Origin of the sequence: Micromonospora narathiwatensis, assembly GCF_900089605.1 — a bacterium.
Lineage (GTDB): Bacteria > Actinomycetota > Actinomycetes > Mycobacteriales > Micromonosporaceae > Micromonospora > Micromonospora narathiwatensis.
The window spans coordinates 6468326-6490571 of sequence record NZ_LT594324.1; the positions used below are offsets into that span (position 1 = coordinate 6468326).

At 72.3% G+C, this 22246-nt stretch carries 15 protein-coding genes; 11 read left to right on the forward strand and 4 right to left on the reverse strand.

Annotated elements, in window-relative coordinates:
- Positions 1–98 precede the first annotated feature (98 nt).
- The 8 genes from GA0070621_RS28680 to GA0070621_RS28715 all read left to right on the forward strand — a co-directional run bounded on the left by GA0070621_RS28680 (position 99) and on the right by GA0070621_RS28715 (position 9784).
- Positions 99–2471: an acylase gene (locus tag GA0070621_RS28680; protein WP_091201579.1), complete on the forward strand. Its 2373-nt coding sequence runs from the start codon at positions 99–101 to the stop codon at positions 2469–2471.
- 150 nt (positions 2472–2621) lie between these two features.
- The gene (locus GA0070621_RS28685) at positions 2622–4130 is read left to right on the forward strand and encodes an endo-1,4-beta-xylanase (RefSeq protein ID WP_091201581.1); all 1509 of its coding nucleotides are present in this window, start codon (positions 2622–2624) and stop codon (positions 4128–4130) included.
- Between the two features lie 114 nt (positions 4131–4244).
- On the forward strand, positions 4245–5576 hold the full coding sequence (locus GA0070621_RS28690; protein ID WP_091201583.1) for an AAA domain-containing protein: 1332 nt from the start codon (positions 4245–4247) through the stop codon (positions 5574–5576).
- 111 nt (positions 5577–5687) lie between these two features.
- Positions 5688–6872, forward strand: coding sequence for a lipid-transfer protein (locus GA0070621_RS28695; RefSeq protein WP_091201585.1), 1185 nt, complete (start codon positions 5688–5690; stop codon positions 6870–6872).
- Between the two features lie 3 nt (positions 6873–6875).
- Positions 6876–7334: a MaoC family dehydratase N-terminal domain-containing protein gene (locus GA0070621_RS28700; RefSeq protein WP_091201586.1), complete on the forward strand. Its 459-nt coding sequence runs from the start codon at positions 6876–6878 to the stop codon at positions 7332–7334.
- Positions 7331–7729, forward strand: coding sequence for a MaoC/PaaZ C-terminal domain-containing protein (locus GA0070621_RS28705; protein ID WP_091201589.1), 399 nt, complete (start codon positions 7331–7333; stop codon positions 7727–7729). Before GA0070621_RS28700 ends, GA0070621_RS28705 begins: the two co-directional genes overlap by 4 nt.
- 27 nt (positions 7730–7756) lie before the next feature.
- Positions 7757–8587 carry an SDR family NAD(P)-dependent oxidoreductase gene (locus GA0070621_RS28710; RefSeq protein WP_091202965.1) on the forward strand — a complete coding sequence of 277 codons (831 nt, stop codon included), beginning with the start codon at positions 7757–7759 and terminating at the stop codon, positions 8585–8587.
- Between the two features lie 9 nt (positions 8588–8596).
- Positions 8597–9784, forward strand: a complete 1188-nt coding sequence (locus tag GA0070621_RS28715; protein WP_091201591.1) for a TetR/AcrR family transcriptional regulator — start codon at positions 8597–8599, stop codon at positions 9782–9784.
- A gap of 70 nt (positions 9785–9854) precedes the next feature.
- Here GA0070621_RS28715 and GA0070621_RS28720 read toward each other — a convergent pair whose 3' ends face one another.
- The 3 genes from GA0070621_RS28720 to GA0070621_RS28730 are packed head-to-tail and all read right to left on the reverse strand — an operon-like array spanning position 9855 to position 13728.
- On the reverse strand, positions 9855–11288 hold the full coding sequence (locus GA0070621_RS28720) for an MFS transporter (protein WP_091201593.1): 1434 nt from the start codon (positions 11286–11288) through the stop codon (positions 9855–9857).
- Between the two features lie 28 nt (positions 11289–11316).
- A complete protein-coding gene (locus GA0070621_RS28725; RefSeq protein WP_091201595.1) occupies positions 11317–12870 on the reverse strand; it encodes an AMP-binding protein in 1554 nt (517 codons plus the stop codon).
- Between the two features lie 21 nt (positions 12871–12891).
- The gene (locus tag GA0070621_RS28730) at positions 12892–13728 is read right to left on the reverse strand and encodes a fumarylacetoacetate hydrolase family protein (RefSeq protein WP_091201597.1); all 837 of its coding nucleotides are present in this window, start codon (positions 13726–13728) and stop codon (positions 12892–12894) included.
- A gap of 170 nt (positions 13729–13898) precedes the next feature.
- Between GA0070621_RS28730 and GA0070621_RS28735 the strand changes: the two genes are divergently transcribed.
- From GA0070621_RS28735 to GA0070621_RS28745, 3 genes are all read left to right on the forward strand, one after another.
- Complete coding sequence (locus tag GA0070621_RS28735; RefSeq protein WP_091201599.1) at positions 13899–15956, forward strand: hydantoinase/oxoprolinase family protein; 2058 nt, start codon at positions 13899–13901, stop codon at positions 15954–15956.
- A 1-nt stretch (position 15957) separates the two neighbouring features.
- The gene (locus GA0070621_RS28740; RefSeq protein ID WP_091201601.1) at positions 15958–17760 is read left to right on the forward strand and encodes a hydantoinase B/oxoprolinase family protein; all 1803 of its coding nucleotides are present in this window, start codon (positions 15958–15960) and stop codon (positions 17758–17760) included.
- Between the two features lie 99 nt (positions 17761–17859).
- Positions 17860–18579, forward strand: a complete 720-nt coding sequence (locus GA0070621_RS28745) for a GntR family transcriptional regulator (protein ID WP_167667563.1) — start codon at positions 17860–17862, stop codon at positions 18577–18579.
- Positions 18580–18688: 109 nt separating this feature from the next.
- Here GA0070621_RS28745 and GA0070621_RS28750 read toward each other — a convergent pair whose 3' ends face one another.
- A complete protein-coding gene (locus GA0070621_RS28750) occupies positions 18689–22186 on the reverse strand; it encodes a S8 family peptidase (RefSeq protein ID WP_091201605.1) in 3498 nt (1165 codons plus the stop codon).
- Positions 22187–22246 lie beyond the last annotated feature (60 nt).

A 22246-nucleotide genomic window follows, 5' to 3' on the forward strand; every position in this document is an offset into this window, starting at 1 on the left:
TCCCGAGCGGCGGACGTCACTAGCGTCAGTCGGCAATGGACAGTCGACAGACGGGGAGGACGTCCGATGTCCCAACACCATCAACGACGGGTGCGCCGATGAGGCCGCGCCGGCTGGCCGCCGCGGCCACCGCCGTCGGCCTGGTCGCCGCCGGCCTCACCGCCACCACCGGCCCCGCCGCCGCCCACTCCGGCGGCTACTCGGCCCTCATCCAGCGCGCCTCGTACGGCGTACCGCACATCACCGCCCAGGACTTCGCCGGCCTCGGCTACGGCGTCGGCTACGTCCAGGCCGAGGACAACATCTGCATCATCGCCGAGTCGATGGTCACCGCCCGCGCCCAACGATCCCGCTGGTTCGGTACGACCGGCGATGCCGCCGCCAACGTCACCAGTGACCTGTTCCAGCAGAAGGTCATCGACGACCGGGTCGTCGAACGGCTGCTCACCGGCCCCCGCGACGGAGTGCACTCGCCCTCGAACGAGGTACGCGACCAGATCCGCGGCTTCGCCGCCGGCTACAACGCATACCTGCGCCACACCGGGGCGGCGCACCTCACCGATCCGGCCTGCGCCGGCAAACCGTGGGTGCGGCCGATCACCGAGCTGGACCTGTGGCGGGCCCACTGGACGAACATGGCCCGAGCCGGCTCCGCCGCGCTCGCCGACGGCATCGTCGCCGCCGCACCGCCCGCCGGCACCGCCCCGGCCCGCCCCGGCGAGCTCACCGGCCAGCTCCCCGCCCCCGAGGCCGCCGCCGTGGTCGCCGCCCCCGACGGCGCGCCGGCCGGGGTGGGCAGCAACGCGTACGGGCTCGGCCGCGACGCCACCGCCAGCGGAGCCGGCATCGTGCTGGCCAACCCGCACTTCCCGTGGGACGGCCCGGACCGGTTCTACCGGATGCACCTGAAGGTCCCCGGCCGCTACGACGTCGAGGGCGCGGCCCTGGTCGGCGACCCGCTGATCGAGATCGGCCACAACGGCCGGGTGGCCTGGAGCCACACCGTCTCCACCGCCCGCCGCTTCGCCTTCCACCAGCTGACCCTTGCGCCCGGCGACCCGACCAGCTACGTCTATGACGGCAAGCCCCGCAAGATGACCGCCCGCACGGTCACCGTCCAGACCCCGGGCGGGCCGGTCAGCCGTACCCTCTACGACACCCACTTCGGCCCCGTCGTCGTGGTCCCCGGCGCGTTCGACTGGACCACCGACACCGCGTACGCGATCAGTGACCCCAACGCGGCCAACAACCGCGCGCTCGACGGCTGGCTGGCCATGGGCCGCGCCAAGTCGGTGGCCGACCTGCGCACGGTGCTGGACCGGCGGCAGTTCCTGCCCTGGGTCAACGTCATCGCCGCCGACAGCGACGGCAAGGCCCTCTACGCCGACCACTCCGTCGTGCCCCGGGTCACCGACAACCTCGCCGCCGCCTGCATCCCCGCCGCCTGGCGCGACCTGTACGCCGGCAGCGGCCAGGCCATCCTCGACGGCTCCCGCTCCGCCTGCGAGCTGGGCCGGGACCCGGACGCGGCGGTGCCCGGCATCCTCGGCCCGGCGCACCTGCCCACCCTGGTCCGCAGCGACTACGTGACCAACTCCAACGACAGCTACTGGCTGGCCAACCCGGCCCAGCCCCTGGAGGGTTTCCCCCGCATCATCGGCAACGAGCGCACCGAGCGGAGCCTGCGTACCCGGCTCGGCGTCCACCAGGTGCGGCAGCGCCTCGCCGGCACCGACGGGCTCCCCGGCACCCGGTTCACCCCCGCCAACCTGTGGTCGGTCACCCTCGGCAACCGCGCCTACGGCGGCGAGCTGGTCCGCGACGACCTGGTGAAATCGTGTACGGCCCACCCGGTCGCCACCGCCTCCGACGGCACCCGCGTCGACCTGACCGCCGCCTGCGCCGCCCTGCGCGGCTGGGACCTGCGGGTCGACCTGGACAGCCGGGGCGCGCACCTGTTCACCGAGTTCGCCCGCGCCGGCGGGATGCGGTTCGCCGACCCGTTCGACCCGGCCGCCCCGCTCACCACGCCGGGCCGGCTCGCCGTCGACGACCCGGCGGTCCGCACCGCCCTGGCCGACGCCGTCCAACTGCTCGACGGCATCCCGCTCGACGCCCGCCTCGGCGACATCCAGACCGAGCCGCGCGGCACCGAACGCATCCCGATCCACGGCGGCTGGCCCGAGGCCGGCGTGTTCAACATGACCATCAACCTGCTGGAACCCGGCGTCGGCTACCCGAAGGTGGTGCACGGCACGTCGTTCCTGATGGCCGTCGAACTGGGCAGGAACGGGCCGTCCGGCCGGCAGATCCTCACCTACTCCCAGTCGGCCAACCCGAACTCGCCCTGGTACGCCGACCAGACCCGGCTGTACTCGGGCAAGGGCGCGGACACCATCAAGTTCACCGAACGGCAGCTCAAGGCCGACCCGAACCTGGTCACGTACCGGGTAGGGGAGCGCCGCGACTGACCGGCCGGGCGTGAACGGTGCGGGTCGGTGGCCGTGGGCCACCGGCCCGCACCCCCTTGGGGCTGGCGTGCCGGACCGGCCCCGCACCGCCTCAGGTGTCCGCCCTGGCGGTGCGCGACTAGGTTGGAGCGATCACCGAGGAGGATTCATATGCGGCGCTGGGGGCCCGTCATCGCGTTGCTCGCGGCGCTGCTGGGCTCGATGGTCGCGGCCGCACCGGCCGGCCCGTCGACCGAGGCCACCCCGGCGACGCTGCGGACACTCGCCGCCGTGCGGGGCATCAAAATCGGCTCGGCCGTCAACATCACCGCACTCGCCACCGACGACAGGTACCGGGACACGCTGCACCAGCAGTTCGACTCCGTCACGGCGGAGAACGCGATGAAATGGAGCCGGCTGGAGACGGCCGGCGACGACGCGTACGACTGGAGCGCCGCCGACTACCTGGTGGAGACCGCCGAGTCGTTCGGCCAGAAGATACGGGGACACACCCTCGCCTGGCACAACAGCAACCCCACCTGGACGTCGAACCTGAGCGCGGCCGAGCGCGACGCCGCCATGCTGGAGCACGTCCGGACGACGGTGTCCCGCTACGCCGGCCGCGTCGACGTCTGGGACGTCGTGAACGAGCCGATCTCCGACAAGGACGACGCCCGCCTCCGCGACTACTGGACCGACCTCGGCGGCGAGGACGCGATCGTCCGCGTGTTCGAGACCGCTCGGGCCGCGGACCCCACCGCCCGGCTCTACCTCAACGACTACAACGTCGAGCACGCCGGCGCGAAGAGCGACGCCTACTACGCGCTCGCCGCGCGCCTGAAGTCGCGGGGGCTGCTCGACGGCGTCGGTTTCCAGACGCACCTGACCACCCGGGTGAACGAGGCCACCGGATTCCGCGCCGTGCTGCAACGCTTCGCGGACCTCGGCGTCGAGGTCGCCGTCACCGAGCTTGACGTACGCGTCCCGATGGCGCCGACCGCCGAGGACAAGATCAAGCAGCGGCTGCTCTTCCGCCGGGCCACCAACGCCTGCCTGGCGGTCTCCCGCTGCGTATCGGTGACAGTGTGGGGCTTCACCGACAGCTACTCGTGGGCGAACGCCGACGACGACCCGGAGTACGGCAACGCCACCCTCTACGACACCGCCATCGAGGCGAAGGGCACGTACTGGGCGGTGTACCGGGCGCTCGCCCGCCGTGACGTCGACACGCAGGCGGTGGCGGGGCACTCGGGCCGCTGCCTGCACGTGGTCAACGGCAGCACCGAGCCCGGCGCGAAACTACAGCAGTACACCTGCACCGGCAGCACGTCCCAGGTGTTCCGGTTCCGGCGGCTCGCCCCGCGAACGTTCCAGATCACGAACACGGCCAACGGGCTCTGCCTCGGCATCGACGGCGCGAGCCGAGCCGACCGGGCGAAGGTCATCCAGGAGACGTGCGTCGAGGGCGCACCCGCGCAGACGTTCGTGCTGCGCCCCGCGACCGGGGACGGTGCGGGCGACGGGCGGCAGTACCAGATCGTCGCCCAGCACAGCGGAAAGTGCGTCGAGGTGCGCGGCGGGAACCTCACCAACTCCGGGCGGGTCGAGCAGTCCGCCTGCCACCGCGACCCGGCCCACACCGACAACCAGGTCTGGACCGTGCTCTGGGGGCATCTCTGAGTCACCGCCACTCACCGTGTTCATGCCACCTCGACGCACGGCTGAGCGGAGCGGCGCGTGACCGGCCCGGACCGGTAGGGTGCCGGGGACGCCAGGTCGGGAGGTGAGGAGTCGATGGTCGGCGGACTCGCGGTGCCGCCCGCGGTCGAGGCCGAGCGGGTCATCACCGCCGTGCTGGCCGACCTGCGCTCCGGCACGCACCGGGGCGTGGTGGTCGACTCCCCGCCCGGCGCCGGCAAGTCCACCCTCGTGGTGCGCGCCGCCGTCGAACTGGCCGCCGCCGGCGAGCCCCTGATCATCGTGGCGCAGACCAACGAACAGGTCGACGACCTCATCGACCGCCTCGCCCGCAAGGCCCCCGAGCTGCGTATCGGCCGGCTCTCCGCCGCGGACTACCGGCCGTCGCAGCGGGTCGAGGGCCACGAGACGGTCCGGGTCGCGGCGAAGGTCGCCGACCTCGCCGCGTCGGCCGTCATCATCGGTACGGCCGCCAAGTGGGCCACCGTCGCCGAGGGCGTCTGGCCGTGGGCGATCGTGGACGAGGCGTACCAGATGCGTTCGGACGCCCTGCTGCGGGTGGCCGGCCGGTTCGAGCGGGCGCTGTTCGTCGGTGACCCCGGTCAGCTCGACCCGTTCTCCACCGTCGAGACCGCACGTTGGACCGGCCTGAGCTGGGATCCGATGCAGTCGGCCGTGGCCACGCTGCTGCGGCACAACCCGGACCTGCCGGTGCACCGGCTGCCGGTGTCCTGGCGGCTGCCCGCCAGCGCGGCGCCGGTGGTGGCGGAGGCGTTCTATCCGTTCACCGGTTTCCGGGCCGGCACCGGGCCCACCGACCGGGCACTGACGTTCACCGAACCCGGGCCCGGCGACGCCTACGACGCGACCGTGGACGTGGCCGCCGCCACCGGCTGGGGGCTGTACGAGCTGCCGGCCCGGCACACGCTGCGTACGGATGGCGAGGCCGCGGCGGCCTGCGCGGCCCTCGCCCTGCGGGTGTTGCGGCGTGGCGCGGTCGCGGTCTCCGAGCAGGCGCCCGACGGCGCGCCCGTCACGGCGGACCGGATCGCCGTCGGCGCCGCCCACCGCGACCAGGCGGCGGCGATCCGGGCCCGGCTCGGTGAGGCCGGCGCGGGCATCACCGTCGACACCGCCAACCGGCTCCAGGGCCGGGAGTACGACGTGACGATCGTGCTGCACCCGTTGTCCGGGCGGCGGGACGCCACCGCGTTCCACCTGGAGTCGGGGCGGCTGTGCGTGCTCGCCTCCCGGCACCGGCACGCGTGTGTCGTGGTGGCCCGGGCCGGGATCGCCGAGCTGCTCGACGCGCACCCGTCGACCGAGCGGGTGCACCTGGACCTGCCGGTGAAGTTCCCGGACGGCTGGGCGGCCAACCAGGCCATGCTGACCCACCTCTCCCGACGTTCGATCGGCGGGGCCTCCTGACCCGCTCCCGATGTGAATCCCGGCAAGCCTTACAGGGGTCGATGTATCGACGTTTTCTGTCGTAGCCTGAGAAGAGGGATGGTAAGTGAACTCCGGATAGCAGGAGCGCCGATGAGTCGACGAGTGCTCGTGGCGGGCGTGGGCATGGTCGCGTTCGCCACCCCGAGGACCAGCCAGACCTATGACGTGCTCGGCGAGCAGGCGACACGAGCCGCGCTCGCGGATGCCGGAGTCGACTACGCGCACCTGCGGCAGGCGTACGTCGGCTACGTGTACGGCGACTCGACGTGCGGGCAGGCCGCGCTCTACCGGGTCGGCCAGACCGGCATCCCGATCGTGAACGTCAACAACAACTGCTCGACCGGTTCGTCCGCGCTGTTCCTGGCCCGGCAGGCGGTCGAGTCCGGCGCGGCGGACTGCGTACTGGCGCTGGGGTTCGAGCAGATGCGGCGGGGCGCGTTGACAGCGCAGTGGTCGGACCGGCCCACCCCGTTCGACCGGTTCGACGAGGTCTCGACCCGGATCCAGGGCGGCAGCGACGCCCCGATGGCCGCCCGGTACTTCGGAGGCGCGGGTGCGGCATACGCCGCGCGGTTCGGCACCCGGCCGGAGACCTTCGCCAAGATCGCGGTCAAGGCCCGCCGGCACGCCGCGAACAACCCGTACGCGGTGTTCCGGGATCCGGTCACCGTCGAGGAGGTCCTCGCCTCGCCGCCCATCTACGGTCCACTGACCCGCCTCCAGTGCTGCCCGCCGACCTGCGGGGCGGCGGCCGCGGTGCTCTGCGACGAGGACTTCGCCCGCCGCCACGGCCTGCGTACCGACGTGGCGATCAGAGCGCAGGCGATGACCACCGACCAGCCGTCGACGTTCGACAGCGGCGACCCGCGTGCCCTCGTCGGCTACCACATGTCCCGGGCCGCCGCGAGGCAGGTGTACGAGAGCTCCGGCGTGGGCCCCGAGGACCTGCGCGTAGTGGAACTGCACGACTGCTTCACCACCAACGAACTGCTGACCTACGAGGCGATCGGCCTGACCCCGGAGGGCACCGCCGAGAAGTTCATCGACGACGGCGACAACACCTACGGCGGTCGGGTGGTGACCAACCCCTCCGGCGGCCTGCTGTCGAAGGGGCACCCGCTGGGCGCGACCGGGCTGGCGCAGTGCGCCGAACTGGTCTGGCAACTGCGCGGCCAGGCGGGGGCGCGGCAGGTGGCCGACGCCACCGTGGCGTTGCAGCACAACATCGGCCTCGGCGGCGCCGCCGTCGTGACCCTTTACGAGAAGCTGAGCTGACCGATGCCCGTCGACCCGGACCAGGCCAGGGCGCTGACGTTCGCGCCGATCACCGTCACCGTGGAGCGCGGCCGGCTGCGGTCCTTCGCCAACGCCATCGGCCAGACCGACCCGGTTTACGTCGACCTGGACGCCGCCAGGCAGGCGGGCCACCCGGACCTGCCCGTACCACCCACGTTCTTCTTCAGCCTCGAAATGGAGGGGCCGGACCCGTGGGGCTACCTCGCCGAGCTGGGCGTCGACCTGCGCCGGGTCCTGCACGGCGAGCAGTCGTTCACCTACCACTCGATGATGCACGCCGGTGACACCGTCGCGCTGCGCACCCGGATCGACGACGTGTACGCCAAGCGGGGCGGCGCGCTGGAGTTCCTGGTCCGCAGGACCGACGTCATACGCGACGGCGACCTGGTGGCCGAGGCGACCTCTGTGATCGTCGTACGCAATCCGGAGGTGCCCCGATGAGCACGGCAGACATCCGGGTCGGCACCGAGCTGCCGCCGCTGCGGATCCCGCCGGTGTCCCGGACCACGCTGGCGCTCTTCGCCGGCGCCTCCGGCGACCACAACCCGATACATATCGACATCGATGTGGCCCGCTCCGCCGGGCTCGACGACGTGTTCGCCCACGGCATGCTCTCCATGGCGTACCTCGGGCGGCTGCTGACCGGGTGGGTGCCGCAGGACCGGATCCGCTCCTACCGGGTGCGCTTCTCCGCGATCACCCCGGTGCACGGCGAACCGACCTGCACCGGCCGGGTCGTCGCCGTCACGGACGGCCTGGCCACCATCGAACTCGCCGTAACCCTCGCCGACGGCACCACCACGCTGACCGGCGAGGCGGTCATCGACGTCACCTGACATCCGCGAACGAAAGGCGTGCGGCTCATGGCAAAGCTCGACGGAAAGGTCGCGATCGTCTCCGGCTCCGGCCGCGGCATCGGCCGGGAGATCGCCCGCAAACTCGCCGCCGAGGGCGCCGCGGTCGTGGTCAACGACCTCGACGAGGCACCGGCCGAACAGACCGTCGCCGACATCGAGACCGCCGGCGGCCGGGCGGTCGCCTGCGTCGGCAACGTCACCGAGGACGGCTTCGCGGAACGGTTCGTCCGCAGCGCGGTGGACCGCCTCGGCGGCCTCGACATCATCGTCAACAACGCTGGCTACACCTGGGACACAGTGATTCAGAAGATGACCGACGAACAGTGGGACGCCATCCTCGACGTGCACCTCAGGGCGCCGTTCCGGATCCTGCGCGCCGCCCAGCCGGCGATCTCCGCCGCCGTCAAGCGGGCCCAGGCGGCCGGCGAACCGGTGCCCGTCCGCAAGGTCGTCAACATCTCCTCCATCGCCGGGCTCAGCGGCAACGCCGGCCAGGTCAACTACGCGGCGGCCAAGGCGGGCGTCACCGGCCTGACCAAGGCGCTGGCCAAGGAGTGGGGCCGCTACCACGTCACCGTCAACACGGTCGCGTTCGGGCTGATCAGGACCCGGCTCACCGACACGGCCGCCGACGGCGACAGCACCATCGACGTGCAGGGCCGGCGGATCAGGGTCGGCGTCAACCCCGACCTGCTGTCGGCGGCGGAGCGCATGATCCCGCTCGGCCGCGCCGGCACGCCGGCCGACGCGGCCGGCGCGGTCTACCTGCTGACCATCCCCGAGTCCGACTACGTCACCGGTCAGACCCTGGTCTGCGGCGGCGGCCTCACCCTCTGACCTCCCGTCGTGGCACCGCAGACCGCCGCGCCCGCCCGGGGCACCCGGCCCCGCAACCGGCGGGCGCTGATCCTCGCCGCCGCCACCGACCTGTTCCACCGGCGCGGCTACGACCGGCTCACCATGGGCGACCTGGCCGAGGCGGTCGGCATCGGCCCGTCCGCCCTGTACCGGCACTTCAGCGGCAAGCAGCACCTGCTGCGCGAGGTCCTCACCGACGGCCTCGCGCCGGTGCGGCAGGTCCTGACCGAACTCGACGTGACCGACCGGGCGGCCGCCCTGCGCCGCCTGGGCGCCCTCGCCGTCGACCACCGGCCGCTCGGCGTGCTGTGGCAGCGGGAGGCCCGGCACCTGACCCGCGAGGACCGGACTGCCTTCCGCGGCGAGCTGCACGAGATCGGCGCGCTGCTCACCGGCCACGTACGCGCCCTGCGCCCGGCACTCGACCCGGCCGGCGCCGAATTGCTCGCCTGGTCGATGATCGGCGTCCTGACCAGCATTTCCTTCCACCGGGTCGAGCTGCCCCGCCCCGACTACGACGACCTGCTGGCCCACCTGGCCGGCGCCGTGCTGGACACGCCGCTGCCGGCCGGCTTCACCGCCGCGCCTCCGCCCCGGCCCGGCCCGGCCGCCCTGGTCCCGGCGTCGCGACGCGAGGCGCTGCTCAACGAGGCCGTACGAATGTTCGCCGTCCACGGCTTCACCGAGGTCGGCATCGAGGAGATCGCCGCCGCCGTCGGCATCACCGGTCCGAGCGTCTACCACCACTTCCCCAGCAAGCTCGACCTGCTGGTCACCGCCCTCCGGCGCGGTGCCGCCGTCCTGCTCACCGACCTCTCCGCGGTCCACCGCACCGCCACCAGCGCCAGCGACGGGCTCGGCGCGCTCGTCCGCTCCTACCTCGGCTTCACCCGGGCCCACCACGAACTGGTCGACCTGCTGATCACCGAGGTCGACCACCTGCCGGACGACGAACGCCGGCACAGCCGGCAGACCCAACGCGACTACCTCGACGAATGGGTGCACCTGCTGCGCGCCGTACATCCCGGCCTCGAACCCGCCGCCGCCCGGATCCGGGTCCAAGCCGTGCTCACCGTCGCCAACGATGCCGCCCGCACCCCACGGGTACGCGCGAACCCGGCCCTCCCGGCGGCGCTGGAAGCCATCGCCACACGGCTGCTGCACCTGCCCGGGTGAGCGCGGACCTGCCCGGCCACCAGGGCGTTCCTGGTGGCCGGACAGACGTACCCCGATCCGCCCGGCCGGGTCAGCGGGAGATCTCCTCCAGCGCGCGGCGGCGGGTCTCGATGCCCGCCGTCACCACGACCACGAGCGCGACCGCCGACGCGATCACGAACGACAGGAACACCGACCCGGCGCCGAGGCTGGTCCCGAGCAGCGCCCCGACCAGCACCGGCGAGAGGATGCTCGCCAGCCGGTTGATGCTGCTGCACGCCGAGGTGGCCCAGGCGCGCATCCGGGTGGGATACAGCTCGGCGGTGTACAGGTACAGCGTGCTCGTCGGGGCGGTGGCGCCGACGGCGAACAGCGCCGCCGCCGCGAGCAGCATCGGCCACCCGTGCACGCCCATGAGCCCGACGCCGACGAAGCCCACCAGCGCGCCCGCGGTCATGATGACGAAGCCCCAGGTCAGCAGCGGCTTACGTCCGACCCGGTCGGCCAGGAACGCGGTCACGTAGACCATGGCCAGTTGCAGCACGCCGACCAGCACGGTCAACGCCAGCGCCTGCGTCGTCCGCAGGCCGCCGACCCGGACGTACAGCGTCGGCATCCACACGGCGTACCCGTAGCCGACGAAGAAGGTCAGGAACCAGATCGCCGCCAGCATCAGGGTGCGCCGCCGGTAGGCCGGGGCGAGGAGTTCACCGAGCCGCAGGCTGCCGCGGGCTGCCGGCGGTGCCGCCCGGGGTGGTGCCAGCTCGACCCCTCGCTCCCTGGCCTGCTGTTCCATCCGCGCCACGTACGTTTCGGCCTCGGCTCGGCGGCCCCGCTCCGCCAGCCAGCGGGCCGATTCCGGAAGCCGCAGCCAGGCGTAGACCGCGACGATGACCGGCAGGGCGCCGACCGCGAGCAGCACCCGCCAGCCGGCGTCCTCGCCGAAGCTGCGCAGCGCGATGATCCCGACGATCGGGGCCGCGAGCAGCCCCCAGTTGAAGGTGGACTGGTAGGCGACCGCGACCCGACCCCGGTTGCGGGCGCCCAGGTACTCGTTGATGAGGGTCGCCGCCACCGGCACCTCGGCGCCGAGGCCGAGGCCCTGCACCGCGCGGAGCAGGCCGAGGCTGGTGGCGCTCCAGGCGATCGCGCACACGGCGGAGAAGACGCCGAAGGTGACGAGGGACAGGATGAACGCCGGCCGTCGCCCGAACCGGTCGGCGAGCGCGCCGATGACCAGCGCCCCGAGGAACTGCCCCAGATAGCCGGCGGCGACGAGGACGCCGGCCTCGGCGGTGCTGATGTCGAAGTACGCGATGACGACGGTCAGGATGACCGCGATGCTGGTCGAGTCGAACCCGTCGAAGAAGGTGCCGACGCCGAGTGTGCCGGCGAGCCGGTAGTGGAAGGGACCCACCGGGATGCGTTCGATCCGGGCGGGGATGTCGTCGGTTTCCGGGGAAGCGCTGGCTGTCGGTACGTCGGGGACCGAATCTGTCTGTCGAAGCTGACCTCTCTGCTGCATCGGGGGCTCCTTGCGCTGGGTGGTGGCGCTACACCCGGCGCGCCTGCCCGGCCCAGTACTCCTCGCGCAGCTCGCGCTTGAGTACCTTGCCGACGGCGGACCGGGGAAGTTGACGGAACAGGACCTCCTTCGGGGCCTTGACGCTGCCGACGCGTTGCCTGCACAGTGCGATCAGGTCCGCGGCGTCGACCTCGGCGCCGGGCTTGACCTCGACGACCGCGGTGACGCGTTCGCCCCACTTCTCGTCCGGGAGCCCGATCACGGCGCAGTCCTTGACCGCCGGATGGGCCCAGATGACCTGCTCGACCTCGCTGGGGAAGACGTTGAAGCCGCCGGAGATGATCAGGTCGCGCTTGCGGTCGACGAGGTAGACGTAGCCGTCGTCGTCCAGGTAGCCGACATCGCCGGTGGCCTGCCAGCCGCCGTCGAGCTGGACCGCGGCGGTCTGCTCCGGCTCGTGGAGGTAGCCGCTCATCCGCAGCGAGCTGCGTACGACGATCTCGCCGGGCTCCCCCGTGGGGCAGAGGCCGTCATCACCCATGACGGCGACGTCGGCGACCACGGTCTGCCGTCCGCAGCTGGCCAGCCGGCGGTGCAGGGCCGGGTCGGCCACGGCCTCGGCGTGCTCCTCCGGGCTGAGGAAGGTGCACATCATCGGCAGCTCGGTCTGCCCGTAGAACTGGGCCATGACCGGCCCGAAAACGTCCAGCGCCTCCGCCAGCTTGGCCACCGACATCGGCGCCGCGCCGTACAGCAGGTAGCGCAGACTCGACAGGTCACGGCGGCGTACGTCGGGATCGGCGAGGAGGGCGTAGACAGCCGTCGGCGGCAGGAACAGCCGGGTGACCCGGTTGCGTTCGATCGAGTCCAGGATCTCGCCGGGCACGACCGTGCTGTGCACGATGTTGGTGCCGCCCACGGTGAGAACCGGGAACACCACGGCGCCGGCGGCGTGCGTCATCGGCGCGGCGACCAGGTGCACCGGGTCCCGCTCCGGCATGTGGGCGTGGAACGCCGCGACCATCGTGGCGAAGGCGCGGTGGGAGATCCGCACCACTTTCGAGCGGCCGGTGGTGCCGCCGGTGCCGATCAGCGCGGCGATCGCCTCCTCGTCGAGCGGGGGCAGGGGCACCCGGCTGTCCGCCGGTGCCAGCCAGCTCTCCAGGGTGGGATCGTCGTCGACCGCCGCGTCCATCGCCACGAAGTGCTCGATGGACGGCACGGTCTGTCGTACGTGCTCCACCGCCGTGCCGGGCCCGCCCGCGTAGAGCAACGCGCGGGCCCCGACGGTGCTCAGCAAGGTCGCGATCTCCTCGGGAGTCGACCGGGCGTTGACCGCCACCCAGGTGCAGCCCGCCCGCAGCACGCCGAGCACGCAGGGGAAGACGATCGGGGAGTTGGGGCTGGCCACCGCGACGGGGGTGCCCGGCGCGACGCCGTCGCGGCGCAGCGCCGCCGCGACGCGGTGGGTGATGACCTCCGCCTCGGCGTACGTGACGGCGCCGGACCCGTCGGGGCGGACGAACGCGGTCCCGCCGGGATTGAGTCGTACGCCGCGGTCGAAGAACTCGATCAGGTGCATCGGATTCGAACCTCCACTTGCTCAGGCCGCGGTCGACCCGACGCACCGGTTGGCCTGCTCGCCGAGGCCCGCGATCGCGGTCCGCAACGTCTGGCCGGCGGAGAGGAACACCGGGGGCTTGCGGGCCGCGCCGATCCCGGCGGGCGTGCCGGTGGCGATGAGATCCCCTGGTACGAGGGTGATGATCGAGCTGACGTAGGAGATGATCTCGCCGACCGGGAACAACATGGCGGCGGTGGTGGACTTCTGCACGACGCTGTCGTCCACCGCGCAGGTCATGTCGAGGTCGCGCGCGTGGTCGACCTCGTCCGGTGTGACCAGGAACGGACCCACCGGGGTGGACGCCTCGAAGGTCTTGCCTTGCAGGAACTGCGAGGTCCGTAGCTGCCAGTCACGCATCGTGACGTCGTTGACGACGGTGTAGCCGGCCACGGCCGCCAGGGCCTGCTCCGCGTCGGCGTGCCGCACCGGGCTGCCGATGACCACGCCGAGTTCGACCTCCCAGTCGACGGCGTGCGACTGCGGCGGCAGCAGGATGTCGTCGTACGGGCCGATGAGGCTGCGGCTGTACTTCGCGAAGATCGTCAGGTGTTCCGGCGTCGGCAGTCCGACCTCGGCGATGTGATCGGCGTAGTTGACCCCGACGCAGATGATCTTTTCCGGGCGCGGCGTGAGGGGCGCGAACTCGACCTCCGCCAGCGATACGGTCGGCGCGGCGGCGCCCGCTGCGCGCTCCTGCCAATCCGGTCCGGACGCGAGGAGTTCGCCGACATCCCGGAACGGCAGCAGGATGACCCGGTCGCCGGTCACCCGGCCGGCGTACGTGCCCCCGTCCAGGCGGATCGTCGTCAGTCGCATGCTCTGTCCTTTCTGGCCGCCACGGGGCGGCTACCGGTGGCGGCAGGCGGCGGATGGATCCAAGGCTGCACATGCTTGACGGTGAACTGTAGACGAACAATCGGGATCTGGATACAGTTGCGGCTCGATCGGATGCAAGCCTTGCTGGCGGGAGTGTCGAAGGAGACGACATGCCGATCAGAGCCGCAGTCGACATCGGAGGCACGTTCACCGACGTCGTCGCCTACCACGAACACACCGGCGAACTGCTCCTGGGAAAGGCCCTCAGCACCCCCCGCGACCTGATCCAGGGGGTGTTCGACGGGCTCACCGCCGCCGAGGTGCCGCTCGACGAACTCGCCGTCCTGATCCACGGCAGCACCATCGTGGTGAACGCCCTGATCGAGCGCCGCGGCGCCCGTACCGCCCTGGTGACCACGGCTGGCTTCCGCGACGTCTACGAGATCGGCCGGATCAACCGCCCCGACGCCTTCAACCTCTCCTTCACCAGGCACCGACCACTCGTGCCCCGCGACCTGATCTTCGAGGTCCCGGAACGGATGGCGGCCGACGGCACGGTCCTGCGGCCGCTGGACGAGGACCAGGCCCGGGCGACCGCCCGTAGGCTGGCCCGGCTCGGCGTCGAGGCGGTCGCCGTGCTGCTCCTGCACGCATACCGCAACCCCGCGCACGAGCGCCGGCTCGGCCAGATCCTGCGCGAGGAACTGCCCGCGAGCTACGTCACGCTGTCGCACGAGGTCAGCCGCGAGTACCGCGAGTTCGAAAGGACCTCCACGGTCGTCGCCAACGCCTTCGTCGGGCCGATCGTCAGCGACTACCTCGGCCGCCTGGCCGGGCGGCTACGCCGGGAGGGCGCCCGTACCTCGCTGGCGGTCATGCAGTCCAACGGTGGGGTCACCGACGTGGCCACCGCGTCGTCGCAGTGCGTGCAGATGCTGGAGTCCGGTCCGGCCGGCGGCGTCGTCGGCACGATCGCGCTCTGCGAAGCCCTGGGCTACCGCGAGGCCATCGCGTTCGACATGGGCGGAACCACCGCCAAGTCCGCCGTCATCCGGGACCTCACCTTCCCCGTCGCCAGCGACTACTTCCTGGGCGGATACCGCACCGGGCTGCCCATCCGCATTCCCTGCCTGGACATCGTCGAGGTCGGCACCGGTGGTGGCAGCGTCGCCTGGCTCGACGACGCCGACGGGATCCACGTCGGGCCGCGCAGCGCCGGCGCCGAACCCGGCCCGGCCTGCTACGGGCGCGGCGGCACCGAACCGACCATCACCGACGCCGCCGTGGTCCTCGGCCACCTGGCACCGGACGGCCACCTCTCCGGCGGCCTGCCACTCGACGGCACTGCCGCGCACCGCGCGGTACAGGGGCTCGCCAGCAGGCTCAGCCTCGACACCACCACCACGGCCGCCGGAATCATCGCCATCGGCGCCGCGGCCATGGCCAACTCGGTCCGGGCGGTCACCACCGAACGGGGACTGGATCCGCGCGACTTCGCCCTGTTCGCCTACGGCGGCAACGGGCCCCTGCACATCTCACTGGTGGCCCGCGAACTCGCGATCACGCGCGTCGTCATCCCGCCCATGCCGGCGCTCTTCTCCGCGCTCGGCATGCTCATGGCCGACGCCCGGCTCGACTTGGTGCAGACCGGGGTGCGGACGCTCGACGGCACCGACGCCACCGAGATCGAGGAGGCGTACCGGAGCTTGGAGGCCGAGTGCGAGCGGACGCTGCACGCGAGCGCCATCGACGTCGACCAACTGGACTTCCTGCGCGCCGCCGACATGCGCTACGTCGGCCAGGAACACACCGTGACCCTGCCCGCGCCGCCGCTGCTCCCCGGCGTCGACGGTGCCGACGCGCTGAAGCGGGCCTTCGACGCGGCACACGAGCAGCGCTACAGCCACAGCGCCCCCGGCGAGCCCGCCCAGGTGGTCAGCCTGCGGGTGTCGGTGGTCGGCAAACTCAGCAAACCCGACATCGCCAAGGTTGCCGCAGGGGACACCGCCCCACCCCCGCAGGCCCACAAGGGTACCCGCGACGTGGTGTTCCACCCGGGCGACGGCGCGGTGCCGACCGCCGTGTTCGACCGCGCGAAACTCCTCGCCGGCAACCGCGTCACCGGCCCGGCCGCTATCGAGGAGCCGACGACCACCGCGCTGCTACGGCCCGGCGACCGCGCCCGCGTCGACGAGTTCGGGAACCTCCTGGTCGAGATCGGAGCCTGACATGATCCCACTCGCCACCGCCACACCCGGGCCGGCCGGGGTCGACCCGATCACCGCAGAGATCATCCGGGCCGGCTTCGTCTCCATCACCGAGGAGATGAAGACGAATCTCATGCGCACCGCCTACAACCTCATCATCTACGAGGCCCAGGACTTCACCGTCGGCCTGTTCGACGCCCAGGGCCAGCCCATCTCCATCGGGCTCGGCCTGCCGATGTTCATGGGCGGCCTGTCCGACGCGATCAAGGCGAAGCTTGCCTTCTACGGGCCCGACGGCATCAACCCCGGCGACATCCTGCTCACCAACGACGCCTACATCGTCGGCAGCCACCTCAACCACATGATCTTCACGCTGCCCGTCTTCCACGACGGCGAGCTGATCGCCTTCGCCTCCTCGATGGCGCACTGGATCGACGTGGGTGGCGTGCTCGGCGGCACGACGACGGACATCTACGCCGAGGGCCTGCAGGTCCCGATCGTGAAGATCTTCAAGGAGGGTGTCCAGGACGACGAGCTGACCCGGCTGATCGCCACGAACGTCCGCTTCCCCGACCTCGCCATGGGCGACCTCCGGGCACAGGTCGCCGCCATCCGCACCGGCGAGACCCGCCTGCGCGCCATGCTCGCCCGCTACGGCGCGCAGGCGGTGAAGGCGAGCATCGCGGACCTCTTCCGCCGGAGCGAGGAACTCGCACGACGGGCGGTCGCCCGCATTCCCGACGGGATGTACGAGGCCGAGGCGTTCATGGACGACGACGGGGTCAACCCCGGACGCCGCATCCCGGTACGCGTCCGGGTGCTCGTCCGCGACGACACCCTCACCGTCGACCTCAGCGACATGAGCCCCCAGGTCGCCGGATACTTCAACTCCGGCGCCACCGCCGGGCGCTCCGCGGCCCAGGTCGCGTTCAAGTGCCTCACCTCGCCGCTCGAATCGCCCATCAACGAGGGCTCGCTGCGCCCGCTGGAGGTGATCCTGCCGCCCGGGACCGTGGTCAGCGCCACCAAACCGGCGGCGATGCGGTGGTGGATGACCTACCCCATGACCGTGGTCGACTGCGTCTTCCGGGCGATGGCCGACGTGCTGCCCGACATCAGCATCGCCGGCCACCACGCCGAACTCGGCATGACCCACACCTACGGCGTCGACCGGCGGACCGGACGGTTCTTCCAGTTCGTCGGCGGACCGCAGGGCGGCGGCTGGGGCGCCACCTCGCGGGCGGACGGCCAGAACGCCACGATCTGCGTCAACGACGGCGACACCCACAACGCTCCCGTCGAAGTGGTCGAGGTCAAGTATCCGATGATCACGATCGACGAGTACGCCCTGCGCGAGGACTCCGGCGGCGCCGGACGCTACCGAGGCGGCCTGGGCACCCGACTGCGCGTACGCATGAACACGCCCGCACACGTCGACACCTGGATCGAGCGCACCGTGTGCGCCCCCTGGGGGCTCGCCGGCGGCCGGGACGCCGCGCCGAACCGGGTGTGGATCGAGCGGGCCGACGGCGAGACGGTCGAGTTCGCCGGCGGAAAGGTCACCGCCCTGGGGCTGGCCGCCGGAGACAGCCACGTCGTGGAACTCGGTGGCGGCGGTGGCTTCGGGGTGGCGCACCAGCGCCCCGTCGAGGAGGTCCTCGCCGACGTCCGCGCCGGCTACGTGTCGGTGGACGCCGCGCGCACCGCCTACAGGGTCGCCGTCGTCGGCAACGGAGACGACGGCTTCGACGTGGACCACGCCGCGACCGATGGCCTCCGCAGTGCCGCAAAGGCCGGCCGTGCCGAGAACCGCCGAGCGGCGTGAGCAGGGGTTGCGGCTCTTGTATTCACGATCCACAGAGGTGCGTACAATTGGTCGCCGACGAGGTCCGGTCCGCTCATGGTCCAGGGAGGTACCCAGCCCGTGGGTACGGTGACAAGCTCAGGCGACCCCACGACCGCCGACGACAAGGCGGGATCAGGCGCCGGAACGCGCACCGTCTACGACGCGCTGCGCCGGCTCATCCTCGACGGCGAGCTTGAGCCCGGCACGGAGATCTCGCAACCAGAACTCAGCCGCCGGCTCGCGGTGAGCCGCACACCGCTGCGCGAGGCGCTGCGCCTGCTGGAACGCGAACGGCTCGTCGTCGACACCGGCCCCTACCGCTCGATCAGGGTCAGCTCGCTGAGCCCGGCCGACCTCGACGACCTCTACGCCCTCCGGGTCATGGGGGAGGGGCTGGCGATCTGGCTGACCGTGCCGATGCTCCGCGCCGCGGACATCGAACGGCTGGAGCAGGACGCCGAGCTGAGCGCCGCGGGGGACGCCGAGGCCCACCGCCGCTTCCACGCCGGCCTCCGGATCGGCGCGGGGCCCCGGCTGGCCGAGCACCTTGAGCAACTCTCCGACCACGCCGAGCGCTACCAACGCTTCTTTGTGAAGCACGAGCCCGACCGGGCGTTCGTCGCCGCCAAGCTGGCCGAGCACCGCGACATCGTGGCCGCCTGCGCGGCGGGAGACCGTCAACGCGCCCGCGAACTGCTCGTCGACCACATCGCCGGCACCGCGATGGCGCTGCTGACCGCGGAACGGCACGCCCCGTTCACGCTGCCGTCCGCGGTGGCCATGGCCAAGGGCGCCTGACCCGATCCGAGCCCGCGGGCGACCCGACCGGGCGCGGCGGCGGCATCAACTGATTTCGCGAGCCCGACGCCCCGGTGCGGCCATCGCGCACCGGGGCGTCGGTGGATCCTCAGCCGGCCCGGTAGGCCCGGATGATCGTCTGCTCGATCCCGCTGCCGCCGTCGGCGCTCACCTTGACCCGCAGCGACACCGCCTGCCCGGCACCCGGCGTCGGCAACGTCGCGGTGAAACCGCCGTCGCCGCCGGCCCGTACGGGGACCGGCCGCCAGGTGCCGCCGTCATCGGTGGAGGTCCACAGCTCGAACCCCGTCACCCGCTGCTTCGCCACGCCGTACGACTGGTGCACGGTGAAGCCGGCCGTGCCGCCGGTCGGGTGGTTGGCGGCGTCCAGCGGCAGCGCGTAGTCGACCGACAGCAGCGGCACCGGGATGCTGCTGTGGTCGGACGGCCCGGTGGACCGGAACGTCCAGGCGGTGCTCACCTTGCTCGACACGGGCAGCAGCCCGTTGGTGTCCAGGTCGTAGCTGAGCCGGTAGTCACCCGCCTGCTGCGGGATGGTGAAGTCGCCGGACGATCCCGCGTATTCGCCGACCAGGCGCCCGTCGCGGTGCAGGGTCAGCTTCCGCTTCGCCAGTTCCTCGAACTCGTCATAGCCGAGGCAGTCGAAACGCTGGTGCTGGTCGGCCAGCTCGACCAGGTCGACGCGCAGATTGCCCCGGGTACGACGGATCGGCTGCGGCTTGCAATCGCTGTACGACGTCGCGGGATCGTCGTACCAGTCCGGGCGCAGCGGCTGGCGCACCCAGGTCTTGGTGTGCCGGCTGCCCGGCGCGTACTGCCGATGCGCCTCCTGCGTGACCGCCTCGTAGTCGCTGTTCGGACCGGAGTAGAACGCCTCGTCGTCGTAGAAGAAGCCCGGCGGGAGGTAGTCCACCCGGTTGACCGGCACGTTCTCGGTGTAGGCGTCGAGGAGGTTCAGGCCGTCGGCGGTCCAGGCGTACCGCTTGTGGCTGGTGGTCGAGCCCGGCTTGTCCAGCTGATGGAAACGCTGGTTGATCCGGGCGAACGTCGCCAGCTCGCTGGCGGTCACCCGGTGTGTCAGATTCGCGGGAATGCCGCCGGGCAGCGCCCGGATCACCTCGTAGACGAACGGGCTGGGCCGCTCACCGGGCGCCCGCAGGCTGGCCGTCGTGTACGCCTCGAACCTGCCGACCTTCGGTTGGGCCATCGGCACCGCGTACACGCCCCAGTCGCGGGCCTCGGCACCCCAGGCGTACGCGAAGTCCTCGCTGACCAGGGTGCCGTTCGGCGCGTACTGCTGGTAGGTGACGCCCACCTGGCTGGCCTCGGTCGACACCCCGTCGACGCTCGCCCGCACCTGCTCGGCCCGCCCGGCGTCGGCCACCAACGCGATGTCGCGGTCGACCAGCACCTCCGGGTCGCCGACCAGCGCCATCCGGCTCGCCCAGGTGTCCCAGTCGATCTCCATCTGGGCGCCCACGACGGTGTACCGGCCGGCCGGCACCCGTACGGTCGCCGGCTCGCCCGGCGCCACGTTGGTGAACTCGGCGAAGAGCGTCGGGTCGTCGAGGTTCACCACCTGCACTCCGCCGAACTGGTCGACACCGTCAGCCGCGTCGGGCAGCGTCGTCGCGCTCAGCGTCAGGTCGTAGCTCCGCGGTTCCACGTAGAACGTGACCGGGGTGACGGCCGTGAACCCGCCGGCGGCCCGGGCGGTGACGACCGCGGTGTACAGCCCCGGCTTCGTGGCGAGCCGGGCCCGGTCGATCCGCAGGGTGACCCGCGCGGTGCCGCGCGCGGAGACCGTCACCTGACTGGCCGACAGCGCCCCGGCGGCGGCCGGCGCGGTCGTGCCGTCGCGGTGCCGGATGGTCAGCCCCAGGTCCAGGCGCAGCGCCCGCCCCTCGGTGTTGCGCCAGGCCAGCGCCGTCGACGCGGTGCCGGACTGCGGGTAGTCGAAGGTGCCGAGGTTGACCACGTCCTGCCCGGCGACCACACCGGTCAGCGCCCGCGCGGCGTTGAGCCGACCGGCGCCGACCGCGTAGCTGTCCGCGCCGGGCAGCGGGTCGGCCGCACCGACCAGGGCCGCCTTGAGCTGGTCGGCCCGCCAGTCCGGGTGCCGTTGCCGGAGCAGCGCCGCCGCCCCGGCGACGTGCGGGGTGGCCATCGAGGTGCCCGAGGCGCTGGTGTACCGGGCGTCGAGCGCGCGGCCCATCAGGGTGCCCGCGGCCCGCGCGGCCACGATGTCCACGCCCGGAGCCACCAGTTCCGGCTTGGCCGCACGGGTGTTGACCAGCGGCCCACGGCCGGAGAAGTAGGCCAGCGTGTCGTTGCGGTCCACCGCGCCCACCGTGAGGGCGGTGCTCGCCGCGGCGGGTGCGCCGATCCAGCCGTCGGTCGGTCCGTCGTTGCCGGCGGCCACGACGAACAGCGTGCCGTGCTGCCGGGTCAACTCGTCGACGGTGAGGGACATCGGGTCGCTGCCGTCGCTGGGCCGGTCGCCGCCCAGGCTCAGGTTCACCACGTCGGCCCGCGTCGCCGCCCATTCCATCCCGGCGATGACCTGGGACTCGGTGCCGTACCCGTCGTCGTCGAGGACCTTGCCGATCAGGAGCTTCGCGCCGGGAGCGACACCGCGGCGCTCGCCGCCGGCCGCCGCGCCGGTGCCGGCGATCGTCGCCGCGACGTGCGTGCCGTGCCCCATGCGGTCCACGGCGTCCCCGCCCGGCGTGCCGAAGTCCGCCCGCTCCACCACCTGGCCCACCAGGTCCGGATGGGTGAAGTCGGCGCCGGTGTCCAGCACCGCCACCCGGGCACCCGTCCCGGTGACCCCGGCCTGCCACGCCGTCGGGGCGGCGATCTGGGTCAGGTTGCGGTCCAGGCCACCGGTTGTCGGCGTCCCGGTGACCGGTGCGGTGGCGAGCGGCGGGGCCGCGACGGTCACCCCGGTCGCGCGTACCCGTCGGTCCAGCCACACCCGGGGGCCCGCCTGCGCGGCCCGCGCGGCGTGCTGCCCCGCCGTCCGCGACCTCAGGGTACGGATGAGCGTCGCCCCGCCCTGCTTCGGCTGCCGCCCGGCCACCGCGCCGATGCTCGGCAACGCCCGACGCCGGCCCATGCCGGCGGTCAACGGATCCGCGGCGAGCGTGCCCGTCCCGGCGTCGCCCGACCGCACGATCAGGGGCAGTTCCCGGCTGTGCGCGTCGTCGTAGCCGTTCATGATCAGCGCCGTCACGTCGAACAGCGACTCGTCGAGCACCGAACCGAGCAGCCCGGCGACCTCCGCGGGCACGACCCGCAGGTGGCCGTCCGGCCCGCAGCCGCGATACTGCACCCCGCGCGGTTTCGCCGGCCGTACGGTGACCGCTGGGCAGGCCGAGCCCCGCCCGGAGACGGTCACGACGTCACCGGTCAGCAAGGTCAGCTTGTACGTCCTGCCGACCGGCAGCACCGGCCCGTCCCGATCGGTGCCGGCCTGCGGCCGCGTCGGGGGCTGCGTCGGGGGCTGCGCCACCACGCCGCCACCGCCGACACCGAGACTCAACACGACCGCGCCCGCGACGACCCCGAGACGCCGCGGGAACATCCGTCTACGTCCTGTCAGCAAAGCTTCCTCCGCATCTGCCACTCCTGGGTGGAGACTCCA